This is a genomic window from Roseateles violae, assembly GCF_030410485.1.
In the GTDB taxonomy this organism is placed as follows: Bacteria; Pseudomonadota; Gammaproteobacteria; order Burkholderiales; family Burkholderiaceae_C; genus Roseateles_D; species Roseateles_D violae.
This window is the reverse complement of record NZ_JAUHHC010000001.1, coordinates 439,075-453,009: the sequence shown is the minus strand read 5'-3', so window position 1 is coordinate 453,009 and position 13,935 is coordinate 439,075. Positions and strand designations below refer to the sequence as shown.

General features: G+C 68.2%; 15 protein-coding genes. 14 read left to right on the top strand and 1 reads right to left on the bottom strand.

Annotated elements, in window-relative coordinates; all coding sequences use genetic code 11:
- Position 1 precedes the first annotated feature (1 nt).
- The 5 genes from cysW to QWJ38_RS01915 all read left to right on the top strand — a co-directional run bounded on the left by cysW (position 2) and on the right by QWJ38_RS01915 (position 4,707).
- Positions 2–877, top strand: a complete 876-nt coding sequence (gene cysW / locus QWJ38_RS01935; RefSeq protein WP_290357349.1) for a sulfate ABC transporter permease subunit CysW — start codon at positions 2–4, stop codon at positions 875–877.
- The gene (locus QWJ38_RS01930; RefSeq protein ID WP_290357348.1) at positions 874–1,884 is read left to right on the top strand and encodes a sulfate/molybdate ABC transporter ATP-binding protein; all 1,011 of its coding nucleotides are present in this window, start codon (positions 874–876) and stop codon (positions 1,882–1,884) included. The genes cysW and QWJ38_RS01930 overlap by 4 nt, the downstream gene beginning before the upstream one ends.
- Positions 1,881–2,804 (top strand): CysB family HTH-type transcriptional regulator, encoded by a 924-nt coding sequence (locus QWJ38_RS01925; RefSeq protein WP_290357347.1) that lies wholly within the window; start codon positions 1,881–1,883, stop codon positions 2,802–2,804. Before QWJ38_RS01930 ends, QWJ38_RS01925 begins: the two co-directional genes overlap by 4 nt.
- A 282-nt stretch (positions 2,805–3,086) precedes the next feature.
- Positions 3,087–3,848 (top strand): sulfite exporter TauE/SafE family protein, encoded by a 762-nt coding sequence (locus QWJ38_RS01920; RefSeq protein WP_434063929.1) that lies wholly within the window; start codon positions 3,087–3,089, stop codon positions 3,846–3,848.
- Between the two features lie 40 nt (positions 3,849–3,888).
- Positions 3,889–4,707 carry an HDOD domain-containing protein gene (locus QWJ38_RS01915; protein WP_290357346.1) on the top strand — a complete coding sequence of 273 codons (819 nt, stop codon included), beginning with the start codon at positions 3,889–3,891 and terminating at the stop codon, positions 4,705–4,707.
- On the opposite strand, the gene QWJ38_RS01910 is transcribed toward QWJ38_RS01915, so the two are convergent.
- Positions 4,708–5,769: a GGDEF domain-containing protein gene (locus QWJ38_RS01910; RefSeq protein WP_290357345.1), complete on the bottom strand. Its 1,062-nt coding sequence runs from the start codon at positions 5,767–5,769 to the stop codon at positions 4,708–4,710.
- A gap of 148 nt (positions 5,770–5,917) precedes the next feature.
- Here QWJ38_RS01910 and QWJ38_RS01905 point away from each other — a divergent pair, with 148 nt between their 5' ends.
- The 9 genes from QWJ38_RS01905 (at position 5,918) to QWJ38_RS01865 (ending at position 13,914) form a co-directional block, all read left to right on the top strand.
- Positions 5,918–6,292: an ArsR/SmtB family transcription factor gene (locus QWJ38_RS01905; RefSeq protein ID WP_290357344.1), complete on the top strand. Its 375-nt coding sequence runs from the start codon at positions 5,918–5,920 to the stop codon at positions 6,290–6,292.
- Positions 6,293–6,308: 16 nt separating this feature from the next.
- Positions 6,309–7,658 (top strand): sulfite dehydrogenase, encoded by a 1,350-nt coding sequence (soxC, locus tag QWJ38_RS01900; RefSeq protein WP_290357343.1) that lies wholly within the window; start codon positions 6,309–6,311, stop codon positions 7,656–7,658.
- Positions 7,642–8,691: a c-type cytochrome gene (locus tag QWJ38_RS01895; protein WP_290357342.1), complete on the top strand. Its 1,050-nt coding sequence runs from the start codon at positions 7,642–7,644 to the stop codon at positions 8,689–8,691. Before soxC ends, QWJ38_RS01895 begins: the two co-directional genes overlap by 17 nt.
- 30 nt (positions 8,692–8,721) lie before the next feature.
- Positions 8,722–9,189, top strand: a complete 468-nt coding sequence (gene soxY / locus QWJ38_RS01890) for a thiosulfate oxidation carrier protein SoxY (protein WP_290358039.1) — start codon at positions 8,722–8,724, stop codon at positions 9,187–9,189.
- Between the two features lie 156 nt (positions 9,190–9,345).
- Positions 9,346–9,657, top strand: a complete 312-nt coding sequence (soxZ, locus tag QWJ38_RS01885; protein WP_290357341.1) for a thiosulfate oxidation carrier complex protein SoxZ — start codon at positions 9,346–9,348, stop codon at positions 9,655–9,657.
- A 42-nt stretch (positions 9,658–9,699) separates the two neighbouring features.
- The gene (gene soxA / locus QWJ38_RS01880) at positions 9,700–10,500 is read left to right on the top strand and encodes a sulfur oxidation c-type cytochrome SoxA (protein ID WP_290357340.1); all 801 of its coding nucleotides are present in this window, start codon (positions 9,700–9,702) and stop codon (positions 10,498–10,500) included.
- Positions 10,501–10,513: 13 nt separating this feature from the next.
- Positions 10,514–11,167: a sulfur oxidation c-type cytochrome SoxX gene (gene soxX / locus QWJ38_RS01875; protein WP_290357339.1), complete on the top strand. Its 654-nt coding sequence runs from the start codon at positions 10,514–10,516 to the stop codon at positions 11,165–11,167.
- A 94-nt stretch (positions 11,168–11,261) separates the two neighbouring features.
- Entirely contained in the window at positions 11,262–12,992 is a 1,731-nt protein-coding gene (soxB, locus tag QWJ38_RS01870; RefSeq protein ID WP_290357338.1) for a thiosulfohydrolase SoxB, read from the top strand.
- 100 nt (positions 12,993–13,092) lie between these two features.
- A complete protein-coding gene (locus QWJ38_RS01865; RefSeq protein ID WP_290357337.1) occupies positions 13,093–13,914 on the top strand; it encodes a 2-keto-4-pentenoate hydratase in 822 nt (273 codons plus the stop codon).
- Positions 13,915–13,935 lie beyond the last annotated feature (21 nt).

Below are 13,935 nucleotides of genomic sequence, written 5' to 3'. Positions count from 1 at the left end.
GATGCAGCTCGCCGCTTCCTCCACCCGCCGCCACCAGGACCATGCCGCCACCCGCGAGCCGGCCTGGGTGCGTCGCACGCTGCTGGCCATCGGCCTGGCCTTCTTCGTGCTGTTCCTGCTGCTGCCGCTGCTGACCGTCTTCGTCGAGGCCTTGCGCAAGGGCTGGGACGTCTACATCGCCGCCCTGGTCGAGCCCGATGCGGTGTCGGCGCTGCACCTGACCCTGCTGGCCGCCCTGATCGCGGTGCCGCTGAACCTGGTGTTCGGCGTCTGCGCCGCCTGGGCGGTGACCAAGCACGACTTCCGCGGCAAGCAGCTGCTGATCAGCCTGATCGACCTGCCCTTCTCGGTCTCGCCGGTGGTCGCCGGCCTGATCTACATCCTGCTGTTCGGCGCGAATGGCTGGTTCGGCCCCTGGCTGCAGGAACATGAGTGGAAGATCGTCTTTGCCGTGCCGGGCATCGTGCTGGCGACCATGTTCGTCACCGTGCCCTTCGTCGCCCGCGAGCTGATCCCGCTGATGCAGGCCCAGGGCCGCGACGAGGAGGAGGCGGCGACGGTGCTGGGCGCCGGGGGCTGGCAGACCTTCTGGCGCGTGACCCTGCCCAATGTCAAATGGGGCCTGCTCTATGGCGTCGTGCTCGCCAATGCGCGCGCCTTCGGCGAGTTCGGCGCCGTCTCGGTGGTCTCCGGCCATATCCGCGGCCAGACCAACACGCTGCCGCTGCATGTCGAGATCCTCTACAACGAGTACCAGTTCGCCGCCGCCTTCGCGGTGGCCTCGCTGCTGGCGCTGCTGGCGCTGGTGACCCTGGTGCTGAAGCAATTCATCGAATGGCGCGCGCAGATCGCGGCGCAGGAAGCAGTCGCCCCATGAGCATCCAGGTCCGCAATATCCATAAATCCTTCGGCGCCTTCACCGCGCTGGGCGACGTCTCGCTGGACTTCCCCAGCGGCGAGCTGGTCGCGCTGCTGGGCCCCTCGGGCTGCGGCAAGACGACCTTGCTGCGCATCATCGCCGGCCTGGAAACGGCCGACAGCGGCCAGGTGCTGCTGGACGGCGAGGACGCCTCCGACACCGATGTGCGCGAGCGCCAGGTCGGCTTCGTGTTCCAGCATTACGCGCTGTTCCGCCATATGACGGTGTTCGAGAACGTCGCCTTCGGCTTGCGCGTCAAGCCGCGCAAGCAGCGCCCGCCCGAGCACGTGATCCGCAAGAAGGTGATGGAGCTCTTGCAGCTGGTGCAGCTGGACTGGCTGGCCGACCGCTTCCCGCCGCAGCTCTCGGGCGGCCAGCGCCAGCGCATCGCGCTGGCCCGCGCGCTGGCCGTCGAGCCGCGCGTGCTGCTGCTCGACGAACCCTTCGGCGCGCTCGACGCCAAGGTGCGCAAGGAGCTGCGCCGCTGGCTGCGCCGCCTGCACGACGAGCTGCACATCACCAGCCTCTTCGTCACCCATGACCAGGAAGAGGCGCTCGAGGTGGCCGACCGCGTCGTGCTGATGGACCATGGCCAGGTCGAGCAGGTCGGCAGCCCGACCGAGGTCTACGAACACCCGGCCACGCCCTTCGTCTACGGCTTCCTGGGCGCGGTCAACCGCTTCGAGGGCGAGGGCCGGCAGGGCTTCGTGCGGCCGCACGATCTGCGCATCCACACGCTGGCCGACGGCGCCGGCGCCCACGAGGGCGAGGGCTGGGCGGCCGAGGTCGAGCGCGTGCTCAGCTTCGGCGTCGCCAGCCGGGTCGAGCTGCGCGGCCCCGGCGGCCAGCATCTGCAGGCCGAGCTGGGCCGCGAGGAGGCGCGCGCGCTGAATCTGCAGCCCGGCCAGCCGGTGCGCCTGACCGCCTCCCGCCTGAGCAGCTTCGAGCAAGAACGAGCGATATGAACTTCCAGCAACTGCGCATCATCCGCGAGGCGGTCCAGCAGGGCTTCAACCTGACCGAGGTCGCCGCCGCGCTGTTCACCTCGCAGTCGGGTGTGTCCAAGCACATCAAGGACTTGGAGGACGAGCTGGGCGTCGAGCTGTTCCAGCGCCGCGGCAAGCGCCTCCTGGGCCTGACCGAGCCGGGCAAGGAGCTGGCCATCATCGTCGACCGCATGCTGCTCGACGCGCGCAATATCAAGCGCCTGGCCGAGCAGTTCTCCAGCGCCGATGTCGGCCGCCTGACGATCGCGACCACCCACACGCAGGCCCGCTATGCGCTGCCGCAGATCATCGCCCGCTTCAAGGCCGAGTTCCCCAAGGTGCAGTTGGTGCTGCACCAGGGCAGCCCGGCCGAGATCGTCGCGCTGCTGCAATCGGGGGAGGCCGATGTCGGTATCGCCACCGAGGCGCTGGACGTGGTCGACCAGCTGGTGACCTTCCCCTTCTACGACTGGCACCACGCGCTGGTCGTGCCGACCGGCCACCCGCTGGCGCTGCTGGCGGCGCCGACGCTGGAGCAGGTCGCCGACTACCCGCTGATCACCTATCACGAGGGCTATACCGGCCGCGCCGGCATCGACGCCGCCTTTGCGGCCGCCGGCCTGGAGCCCGACATCGTCATGTCGGCGCTCGACGCCGATGTCATCAAAACCTATGTGCAGCTGGGCCTGGGCGTCGGCATCATCGCCGCGATGGCCTTCGATCCGACCCGCGACCCGGGCCTGCGCCTGCTGCCGACGCCGCATCTGTTTCGCTCAAACACGACAAAGATTGCCGTTCGACGTGGGCGCTATCTGCGCGGCTATGTCTACCGTTTTCTACAAGAGTGCATCGCCGACCTGGAGGAAACCACGGTCCGGGAAGCGATCACGGCAGAGTGAGCGCATGCACACGTCACCAAATTGGTGCGTGTCGCAAGTGAAAACCCCAAGTGCGTGCGCCTCGCCCGCGCCCTACATTGCGAAGCACTCGATGCGAGCGCTTGCGCAAGTGGGCGAATCGCGAGGCGGGGCTGAGGAGACAAACCAAACGCAGAGCAAGAGCAACGAATAAAAGTGACACTGTCACAATTCGCGGGCGCCGGAGCCAAGACTCCCGCGCCCGTTTTATTTGGGTCCGGCAAGCGGGCCCGGCTCGAGCCCTCCAAGTCCCTCTCCCCATCCATGCTGGAACTGCTTACCGTTGCGCTGGCCTCGCTGCTGGCCGGATTCGTCGATGCCGTCGTCGGAGGCGGCGGCCTGGTGCTGGTGCCGGCCCTGTTCGGCGTCTTTCCGCAGGCCGCGCCGGCCACCCTGTTCGGCACCAACAAGGGCGCCTCGGTCTGGGGCACCGCCTGGGCCACCGGCCAGTACGCGCGCCGGGTCGAGCTGAACTGGCGCGCGCTGCTGCCGGCCGCCGCGATCGCGCTCCTGGGCAGCTTTGCCGGCGCCTGGACCGTCACCCTGGTCAGCGCCGGCGGCTTGCGCAAGGCGCTTCCGCTGATCCTGCTGGCGGTGCTGCTCTACACGCTGGCGCGCAAGGACCTGGGCCGCTCGCATGCGCCGCGTTTCCACGGTGGCCGCGAGACCCTGGTGGCCGGCCCGATCGGCCTCATGATCGGTTTCTACGACGGCTTCTTCGGCCCTGGCACCGGCAGCTTCTTCGTCTTCCTCTTCGTGCGCCTGCTGGGCTACGACTTCCTGCACGCCTCGGCGACCGCCAAGCTGATGAACACGGCTACCAATGCGGCCGCGCTGGCGCTGTTTGCCTGGAAGGGCCATGTCTGGTGGCATGTGGCGGCGGTGATGGCCGTCACCAATATTGTCGGCAGCCTGATCGGCACCCGCATGGCGCTGGCGCGCGGCGCCGGCTTCGTGCGCGGCATGTTTGTGGTCGTCGTTACAGCGCTGATACTGAAAACCGGCTGGGATGCCTTCCTGCGCTGAACTACCATTGCGCTCCTGATCCAGCCGCCCCCTGACCGCCATGCCCGTCGATCCGCAACTGCGCTCGCTCGATATCGAGATCCCGACCCAGCCCGATGTGCTGGTCAAGCTGTCCCTGCTGATGGCGGCCGAGGACGTCGACCTGCAGGCGATCTCGGCCCTGGTCGAAAGCGATATGGCGCTGGCCGCCGCGGTGCTGAAAGCGGTCAACTCCTCGCTCTACGGCCTGCGCGGCCGCGTGCAGACGGTGCAGCAGGCGCTGACCTATCTGGGCATGCGCGAGGTGGCCGCGATCACGTTCGAGATGGGCCTGCGCGCGGCCTTCCCGCCGGCGCCCGAGCTGGAGCCGGTCTGGCAGCGTGCCTCGCTGCGCGGCCTGATGATGGGCCGCATGGGCCAGATGCTGGGCATTGACCCCTGGGCCGCGCATTCGGCCGGCCTGTTCGAGGAATGCGGCAAGGCGGTGCTGTACCGCCATGCGCCGGCGCATTACCCGGCCATGCTGCGCGCCGCCCGGCAGGACGCCGAGCTGATCCAGCTGGAGCACACCGCCTTCGGCGTCAGCCACGATGCGCTCGGCGCCGCCCTGTGCGAGAGCTGGGGCCTGGCGCCGGCGGCCGTCGCCAGCGTGCGCCACCACGTCGAGGTGCAAGGCCTGCTGCAGATGCCCGAGGCGCTGCAGCGCCGCAGCGTCAGCGCGATCTCGACCCTGGCCTGGGCGCTGCAGCAGGAGCCCGAGCGGCTCGAAGAAGTGGCGGCGGCGATCGCCCCGCAGGCGCAGCTGGACGAGACCCTGGTGCTGCGCGCGGCGCGCCGCGTCGCCGAGCAGCTGGAGCAGGCCGAGCAGCACGGCCGCTGATCAGTTCGGCTTGCTGGAGGCCAGGCTGATCCGGTCGCGGCCGGCATGCTTGGCAATGTAGAGCGCCTCGTCGGCCGCCTGCAGCAGGGCCAGCGGGCTCAGATAGGGATGGGCCGGGCTGTAAGCCGCCAGGCCGATGCTGATCGTCAGCACCCGCTCGGGGCCCAAGGCCGGCTGCGGCAGCGCCAGCACGCGCAGCTCCTCGCGCAGCGGCTCCAGCAGCGCCACCGCCTCCTCGATGCCCGAACCGGGCAGCAGGGCGACGAACTCCTCGCCGCCCAGCCGCGCGACCAGATCGGTATCGCGCTTGACCCGCTCGGCCAGCAGGCCGGCGAAGCGGCTCAGCGCGACGTCGCCGGCCACATTGCCGTGCACCTCGTTGAAGCGCTTGAAATGGTCGAGATCCAGCACCGCCAGCGCCAGCCGGCTGCGCAGGCGCTGGGCGCGCTTGAATTCGCGCCGCAGCGCCTCGTCGAACTCGCGCCGGTTCGGCAGGCCGGTCAAGGTGTCGACCCGGCTCAGGCTGCCGAGCTCGCGGCTCTTCAGCTCCAGCGCCTGCCGCGCCTGCTGCAGCGCCTCCTGCTGGCGCTCGATCTCGGCGCGCAGCTGGGCCGCGCGGTCCTGCTCGTCGCGCAGCTGCAGCCACAGGCGCTGGTGCACGCGGCTGATCGAATCGGAGATCTGCTGCAGCTCGGCCGGCTCGGCCGCCGGCGGCTCGGCCGCGACCAGCTCCGCCAGCGGCGGTGGCCGCGTCGGGTCGAAGGCCTCGGTGCTGGCCGCCAGCCGGCGCAGCGGCCGCAGCAGCAGCCGGTCCAGCGCCAGGCACAGGCACAGGCTCAGCAGCAGCACCAGGGCGATATCGCGCAGCAGCATCGACAGCATGTGGCGATCCAGCACCAGCTGGCGCCACTGGGCGTCGTTGGCGATGTGCAGCGCATCGGTCAGGGCAACCAGCAGCAGGCTCAGCAGCAGCACGGCCGCGGCCATGCGCCGCCGCATCGAGCCCAGGCGCCGCGCGGCGCCGCTGCTGCGGAAGTCGGGACGGGTACTCGAGGTACTCAAAGGACGGCGTGCCGGAGCGTGCGGGCGATAGGCGGTCGATTGTGCCCGCGGGCGGTCGCCGTGCGCTATGCACGGAAATCCGGGTATGTCCCAGGCCGGACGGCCGGCGGCCGGCTTTAAATTAGTAATTGCTTATATTCGCATATTCATGTCCGAGACCTCCTTCCCACCCGCAGAACCGGCCGAGGCCGAGCGCGTCTACGAGATCGCCGCCGAACTGTTCTCGCTGATGTCGACACCGATGCGGCTGAAGATCATCAGCGCGCTGTGCCGTTGCGAGAAGACCGTCGGCGAGCTGCTGCAGGAGATCGCGACCACTCAGCCAAATATGTCCCAGCACCTGAGCCAGCTCTATCGCGCCGGCATCCTGGCGCGCCGCCGCGAGGGCCAGCAGATCTTCTACCGCGTGCAGAACGAGCGCGCGGTGGCGCTGTGCCGGGCCGTCTGCACCCAGATCGCGATCGAGATCGACGATCCGGCCGCCGTCGAGCCGGCCGAGCGCCTGATCCCCTCGCGGGCCTGAAGCCAACACCCCAACGATGACCAACCACGATTCCACGCGCCCGGGACGCCTGCGCCGCGCGCCCGAGAACCTGCTCAGCGCCGAGCAGCTGGCGGCCACGCCGGCGCAGCGCCGCGGCTTTCTGCGCGGCGCCTTCGCCGCGGCCAGCGCGGCGCTGACGGCCGGTGCGGTGCGCGCCCAGCAGGCCGACGATCCGGCCATCGTCAATCTGCCGCCCCATGCGCTGGCCCTGGGCCAGCCGGTCGCGCTGGAGGGCTATGGCCATCCGTCCAAGTTCGAGGCCAATCTGCAGCGCCGCCAGAGCCCGGGCCTGACGCCGACGCGCCAGGCTTCGGTCTCCTTCGCGCCGCTGCAGGGCCTGTTCGGCATCGTCACGCCCAGCGGCCTGCATTTCGAGCGCCATCACCAGGGCTGGTGGGACATCGACCCCAGCCAGCACCGGCTGATGGTCAATGGCTCGGACGAGCAGATGCTCAAGCGCCCGATGGTGTTCACGATGGACGAGCTGATGCGCCTGCCCAGCGTGTCGCGCTTCCACTTCATCGAATGCGGCGCCAACACCGGCATGGAGTGGGGCAATGTGGCCGTGCCGACCGTGCAGTACACGCACGGCATGCTCAGCTGCAGCGAGTTCACCGGCGTGCGCCTGATCGACGTGCTGAATATGTGCGGCTTCGACGCCAAGCGCGCCCGCTTCGTGCTGGCCGAGGGCGGCGACGGTTCGGCGATGACGCGCACGATCCCGATCGAGCTGGTCACCAGCGGCCAGGTGCTGCTGGCCTATGGCCAGAACGGCGAGATGCTGCGACCCGAGAACGGCTATCCCTTGCGTCTGGTCGTGCCGGGCGTGCAGGGTGTCAGCTGGGTCAAGTGGCTGCGCCGCATCGAGGTCGGCGACCAGCCCTATGCCACCAAGGACGAGGACATCCACTACGTCGATCTGATGCCCGATGGGCAGCACCGCCAGTACACCTCGATCCAGGAAGTGAAGAGCGTCGTCACCACGCCCAGCGGCGGCCAGATCCTGCTCGACAAGGGTTTCTACAACATCAGCGGCCTGGCCTGGTCGGGCCGCGGCAAGATCGCCAAGGTCGACGTCTCGGTCGACGGCGGCCAGAACTGGAAGCCGGCCCGCCTGGAGACGCCGGTGCTGGACCGCTGCCTGAGCCGTTTCAATCTGCCCTGGACCTGGGACGGCAAGCCGGCCCTGGTGATGAGCCGCGCCACCGACGAGACCGGTCATGTGCAGCCGACCTATCGCCAGCTGCGCGAGGTGCGCGGCCGCCGCTCGATCTATCACAACAACAGCATCCAGACCTGGTTGGTGCAGGAGTCGGGGGAGGTGAAGAATGTTCAGCTCTCCTAAGCTGCTGCTCGCCCTGCTCGTCTTCTGCGGTGCCGCCCAGGCCCAGACGGACAAATTCCCCGGCATCGGCCGCACGGCCACCCAGAACGAGCTGAAGGCCTGGGACATCGATGTGCGCCCCGACTTCAAGGGCCTGCCGGCCGGCCGCGGCACCGTCGCCCAGGGCCAGGACCTGTGGGAAGCCAAGTGCGCCGGCTGCCACGGCGTGTTCGGGGAATCGAACGAGGTGTTCTCGGCCCTGGTCGGCGGCACCAGCAAGGACGACATCAGGACCGGCCATGTGGCGCGGCTGAAGGATCCGAGCTTCCCCGGCCGCACGACGCTGATGAAGGTCTCGCATGTGTCGACCTTGTGGGACTACATCAACCGCGCGATGCCCTGGACGGCGCCGAAGAGCCTGAAGCCGGACGAGGTCTATGCGGTCACCGCCTATCTGCTCTCGCTGGCCGATGTGCTGCCGGCCGATGGCGAGCTGTCTGACAAGAACATCGCCGAGGTTCAGCAGCGCCTGCCCAATCGCAAGGGCAAGACCAGCGATCACGCGATGTGGCCGGGCAAGGAGTTCAGCAAGAGGGCCAAACCCGACGCCCAGGGCAGCGCCTGCATGAGCAACTGCCGAATTGACAAGGAAAGCGAACCGAAGGTCGCCTCGCTGCTGCCCGACTTCGCCCGCAATGCGCACGGCAATCTGTCCCAGCAGCAGCGCCTGGTCGGCCCCCAGCGCGGCGTCGACACGCAGCCCAAGGCCGCCAATGCGACGGCCGCCGCCGCGCCGGCCAAGCCGGTGTCGGCCCTGCTGGCCCAGCATGCCTGCCTGGCCTGCCACCAGATCGAGACGAAGGTCGTCGGCCCCGCGTTCCGCGAGGTGGCGGCCAAGTACAAGGAGCGCAGCGATGCGCGCGACTATTTCCTCGCGCGCCTGAAGAGCGGCAGCACCGGTGTCTGGGGCAGCATCCCGATGCCTGCGCAGGAATTACCGGAATCCGATGCGGCCATGATTGCGGCCTGGCTGGCGGACGGCGCCAAACCCTGACAATTAGGACTTCTGCTGGAGATGATGACGATGATGATGACGACGACCAATCGCCGAGACCTGATGAAACACAGCGCCGTGGTCGCTGGCCTCTTGGCCGGCGTGCTGCCGATGGGCGCGCGCGCCGAGGGCCTCAACCGCGCCGCCTTCGATGCCAAGACCATCGACGAGCTGACCAAGGCCATGGGCATCGCCAAGCCGGTCGAGAGCCCGCTGGTCACGCTGACCGGCCCCGACATCGCCGAGAACGGCGCCGTCGTGCCGCTGGCCGCCGCCAGCACCGCGCCGGGCGTCAAGCGCCTGCTCTTGCTGGTCGAGAAGAACCCGGCCGTGCTGACCGCTTCCTTCGACGTCACCGATGCCGTCGAGCCGGCGATGTCCACCCGCGTCAAGATGGGCCAGACCTCGAACGTCTACGCCGTCGCAATCACGGCCGACAACAAGGTGCTGTTCGCGCAAAAAGAGGTCAAAGTAACCTTGGGCGGCTGCGGCGGTTGATGTGAGCCCCTCGCCCGCGGGTACGCGGGCGGTCCCCCTAGGGGACGCCGATCGCTGCCGGATTGACCGGCAGCGACATCGGCTCAAGTCTTTCTTGGGGCGGCCCGGCGAAAGACTTGAGTTCAATACCGAATACGAGAGATTAGGAGCGACAAAATGGCAGATCCGATGCGAATCCGCGCCCAGGCGCAAGGTGGCAACGCAGTCGTGCGCGTGCTGATGAGCCACGAGATGGAAACCGGCCAGCGCAAGGACGCGGCCGGCAAGACGATTCCGGCCTGGCACATCACCGATGTGACGGCGCAGCTGAACGGCAAGACGGTGATGACGGCCCAGTGGGGCCCGGCCGTGTCCAAGAACCCCTTCCTGCAGTTCACCGTCAAGGGCGCCAAGGCCGGCGACAAGATCACGGTACAGTGGGTCGACAACAAGGGCGACAAGCGCAGCGACGAAGCCGTCGTGTCCTGAGCGAGCCCCGCGCCCGAGACGACGAAACAAGAGGAGACAACGATGCGCCTAACCGTTCTTGCCTTGGCCAGCGGCACGATGATGATCGCCGCCGCTGCGCAGGCCCAGACCTCGTCCGCCGACGCGATCGCGCAATACCGCGCGATGCTGGCCGACGGCAATCCGGCCGAGCTGTTCGAGGCCAAGGGCGAAGACCTGTGGAAGACCAAGCGCGGTCCCAAGAACGCGTCGCTGGAGCAATGCGATCTGGGCAAGGGTCCCGGCGTCGTCAAGGGCGCTTTCGTCGAGCTGCCGCGCTACTTCAAGGACACCGGCCGCGTGCAGGATCTCGAGTCGCGCCTGCTGAGCTGCATGGAGACGCTGCAGGGCCTGGACGCGAAGAAGATCGCCGCCACGCCCTTCGGCCGCGAGGAGCAGGCCAATATCGAGGGCCTGGTCGCCTGGATCTCGTCCGAGTCGCGCGGCCTGAAGTTCAATCTGCCGCAGTCGCATCCGGAAGAGCAGAAGATGTATGCCGCCGGCAAGAAGCTGTTCTATTTCCGCGGCGGCCCCTACGACTTTGCCTGCGCCTCCTGCCACAGCGAGGAAGGCAAGCGCATCCGCCTGCAGGACCTGCCGGCCCTGAACAAGAACCCCGGCGATGGCGTCGGCTTCGCGGCCTGGCCTGCCTACCGCGTCTCCAGCGGTGAGCTGTGGGGCCTGCAGCGACGGCTCAACGACTGCTTCCGTCAGCAGCGCTTCCCCTATCCGGGCTATGCCTCGGACGTGACGGTGGCCCTGGCCACCTACATGGGTGTGAACAGCAAGGGCGCCGCGTCGATCGCGCCCTCGATCAAGCGCTGAAGAGGGGCGAGCGATGATGAAGAAGAACCATGTGCTGATCGGCGGCATTGCCGCCACCGTCCTGATCGCCGGCTGCGCCGGCATGGCCAGCAGCGGCCCCAGCGAGGCCGAGGCGGAAGCCGCGGCGCTGGCGATGGTGAAGAGCTCCTTCCGCGAGCAGGGCATCGCCAAGCTGGACCGCATCGAGCAGGACGCCGCGCAGAAGGCCTGCTCCAGCGAGACGCCGCCGCCGGCCGAGGTCGCGCAGAAGATCGAGGCGGCCCAGCTGGCCACGGTCAAGTGGCCCAGCGACGGCAAGTACCTCGGTGACTGGAAGGAAGGCGAGAAGCTGGCGCAGAACGGCCGCGGCATGACCTGGACCGACGCCGCCGGCGCCCCCAGCGGCGGCAACTGCTACAACTGCCACCAGATCAGCAAGGCCGAGATCAGCTTCGGCACCATCGGTCCCAGCCTCTACCAGTACGGCAAGATCCGCGGCGTCGCCAATCCGGCCGCGCCGGAGAGCGAGGCCATCGTCAAGTACACCTGGGGCAAGCTGTGGAACGCCAAGGCCTACAACGCCTGCTCCGGCATGCCGCGCTTCGGCCATGCGGGCGTGCTCAACGAAGGGCAGATTCGCGACCTGATGGCGCTGCTGCTCGACCCGAAGTCGCCCGTTAACCAGTAATCCCGCATTCAGCGGCGCCGCCGGCCGGCGAAGCCGGAACCCTGCGCCTTGCCGGGTTCTGGCGCTGCCGCATTCCCGATGGAGCAGTCTCATCATGAACCTCAGCAAACGCGAATTCGTCCAGCTGCTCGGCGCCGCCTCGGTGGCCGGCTTCAATGCCCGCGCCGCGCATGCGGCCGCAGCGGACCCCTATGAGCTCGCCCCACCGTTCAAGGGTGCCGGCGCCGTCTCGCTCTTGCACATGACCGACTGCCATGCGCAGCTGCTGCCCATCCATTTCCGCGAGCCCAGCGTCAATCTGGGCTTCGACGATCAGAAGGGCCGTCTGCCGCATCTGGTCGGCGAACATCTGCTGAAGGCGGCCGGCCTGCGGCCCGGCACGGCCGAGGCGCACGCCTTCACCTATCTGGATTTCGAGCGCGCCGCGCGCCGCTATGGCAAGGTCGGCGGCTTCGCCCATCTGGCCACCCTGGTCAAGCGCCTGAAGGCCAGCCGCCCCGGCGCGCTGCTGCTGGACGGCGGCGACACCTGGCAGGGCTCGGCCACCGCGCTGTGGACCAACGCGCAGGACATGGTCGAGGCCTGCAAGCTGCTGGGCGTCGACGTGATGACCGGCCACTGGGAGTTCACCTATGGCCAGGAGCGGGTCAAGCAGATCGTCGACAACGACTTCAAGGGCAGGATCGAATTCGTCGCCCACAACGTCAAGACCAATGACTTCGGCGACGAGGTGTTCGCGCCCTACACCTTGAAGGAAATCAACGGCGTGCCGGTGGCCATCATCGGCCAGGCCTTCCCCTACACGCCGATCGCCAACCCGCGCTATCTGGTCGCCGACTGGAGCTTCGGCATCCGCGAGCAGGAGCTGCAGCAGGTGATCGACGCGGTCCGGGCCAAGGGCGCGCAAGTGGTCGTGCTCTTGAGCCACAACGGCATGGATGTGGACCTGAAGCTGGCCAGCAAGGTGTCGGGTCTTGACGCCATCCTCGGCGGCCACACGCATGACGGCGTGCCGGTGCCGGTCACGGTGAGGAACCGCGGCGGCCAGACCCTGGTGACCAATGCCGGCAGCAACGGCAAGTTCCTGGGCGTGCTCGATGTGCAGGTGAAGAACGGCCGCGCCGCCGAGATCCGGTACAAGCTGCTGCCGGTGTTCGCCAATCTGCTGCCCGCCGATGCGGCGATGGCCGAGCTGATCAGCAAGGTGCGCGCCCCCTATCTCGCCAAGCTGAACGAGCCGCTGGCCGTCACCGAGGGCCTGCTCTATCGCCGCGGCAATTTCAATGGCAGCTGGGACCAGCTGCTCTGCGACGCCTTGATGGACGTGCAGGGCGCCGAGATCGCCTTCTCGCCGGGCTTCCGCTGGGGCACCAGCCTCTTGCCGGGCCAGACGATCACACGCGAGTTGCTGATGGACCAGACGGCGATCACCTACCCGCACACCACCGTCAGCGAGATGAGCGGCGAGACGATCAAGACCGTGCTCGAGGACGTGGCCGACAACCTCTTCAATCCCGACCCCTATTACCAGCAGGGCGGCGACATGGTGCGCGTCGGCGGCCTGAGCTACACCTGCACGCCGGGGGCCAAGATGGGCGCTCGCATCAGCGATATGCGCCTGGGCGGCAAGCCCATCGAGGCGGGCAAGAGCTACAAGGTCGCCGGCTGGGCGCCGGTCGCCGAGGAAGCGGCCAGGAGCGGCAGCAAGCCGGTGTGGGACCTGGTCGAGGGCTGGCTGAAGAGCCAGCAGGGCGCCAAGCTCAAGCCGCGCCGCATCAACACGCCCAAGCTCGTCGGCGCGCAAGGCAATCCGGGCATGGCCTAGGTCGAACGCTGCTCTGCGCGCGCCGGCCTCGGCGGGGGATCGAGCACTTCGCGGAGAATGGGCCCTTCGCCATGAGGCCAGTTTGCACGGAGGATGAAGCTTGCAGCCCGATCAGCGCAGTTTGGACGTCACGAGCCCGGAGGAAATCGCCAAAGGATTCACCGAGGCTCGCGCCGCGGGACGGTCGCTCGACCGCTATCCCGGAACACCACCGGCCAACCTCGAGACCGCCTACCAGGTGCAGGCGGCCGCGATTGCCGCCTGGCCCGACGCCATCAAGGGCTGGAAGGTCGCACGCGTGGCGCCTGCCTTCTCGGCGCAGTTTCCCGAGGAGCGCCTGATCGGCCCGGCCTTCGCCCGCAATGTCCATCAGCTCCAGAACGATGAGATCGCGCACTGCCCGGTATTCGACGGTGGGTTTGCGGCCGTCGAGGCCGAAGTGGTCATCGTCGTCGCGGCCGACTCGCCGGCGGGCAAGAGCGACTGGACGGCCGATTCCGTCATCCCGCTGGTGCGTTCCATGCATATCGGTGTCGAGGTCGCCAGCAGTCCGCTGGCCACCCTGAACGACCTAGGCCCCGGCGCCGTCATCTCGGACTTTGGCAACAACTGGGGCGTCGTCGTCGGTCCTGCCATCGAGAACTGGCAGCAGCTGGAAGCGATCGAGGTCGAGACCTTCATCGATGGTAAATCGGTCGGTCGCGGCAAGAGCGCGATCAAGGCCGGGCCCCTGGGCGCGCTGGCATTCACATTGAACAAGCGAGCCCAGCAGGGCGAGATCCTGAGGGCCGGCGATGTGATTTCGACCGGCATGATCACCGGCGTGCACGACATTCGCATCGGCCAGCAATCGCGCCATGTCTTTGCCGGTTTCGGCGAGGTGCGTGTGCAGGCCGGACGCGCCGCCGCCATCGCCGCCTAGCCAGGTCTCCAACCTGGTCTT

Coding starts and splice junctions, on each gene's coding strand:
- soxX (WP_290357339.1), top strand. CDS start 10,514: ATGATGAAGAAGAACCATGTGCTGATCGGCGGCATTGCCGCCACCGTC.
- QWJ38_RS01920 (WP_434063929.1), top strand. CDS start 3,087: ATGCTGGAACTGCTTACCGTTGCGCTGGCCTCGCTGCTGGCCGGATTC.
- QWJ38_RS01915 (WP_290357346.1), top strand. CDS start 3,889: ATGCCCGTCGATCCGCAACTGCGCTCGCTCGATATCGAGATCCCGACC.
- cysW (WP_290357349.1), top strand. CDS start 2: ATGCAGCTCGCCGCTTCCTCCACCCGCCGCCACCAGGACCATGCCGCC.
- QWJ38_RS01895 (WP_290357342.1), top strand. CDS start 7,642: ATGTTCAGCTCTCCTAAGCTGCTGCTCGCCCTGCTCGTCTTCTGCGGT.
- QWJ38_RS01925 (WP_290357347.1), top strand. CDS start 1,881: ATGAACTTCCAGCAACTGCGCATCATCCGCGAGGCGGTCCAGCAGGGC.
- soxA (WP_290357340.1), top strand. CDS start 9,700: ATGCGCCTAACCGTTCTTGCCTTGGCCAGCGGCACGATGATGATCGCC.
- soxB (WP_290357338.1), top strand. CDS start 11,262: ATGAACCTCAGCAAACGCGAATTCGTCCAGCTGCTCGGCGCCGCCTCG.
- soxY (WP_290358039.1), top strand. CDS start 8,722: ATGATGATGACGACGACCAATCGCCGAGACCTGATGAAACACAGCGCC.
- QWJ38_RS01905 (WP_290357344.1), top strand. CDS start 5,918: ATGTCCGAGACCTCCTTCCCACCCGCAGAACCGGCCGAGGCCGAGCGC.
- QWJ38_RS01930 (WP_290357348.1), top strand. CDS start 874: ATGAGCATCCAGGTCCGCAATATCCATAAATCCTTCGGCGCCTTCACC.
- soxC (WP_290357343.1), top strand. CDS start 6,309: ATGACCAACCACGATTCCACGCGCCCGGGACGCCTGCGCCGCGCGCCC.
- soxZ (WP_290357341.1), top strand. CDS start 9,346: ATGGCAGATCCGATGCGAATCCGCGCCCAGGCGCAAGGTGGCAACGCA.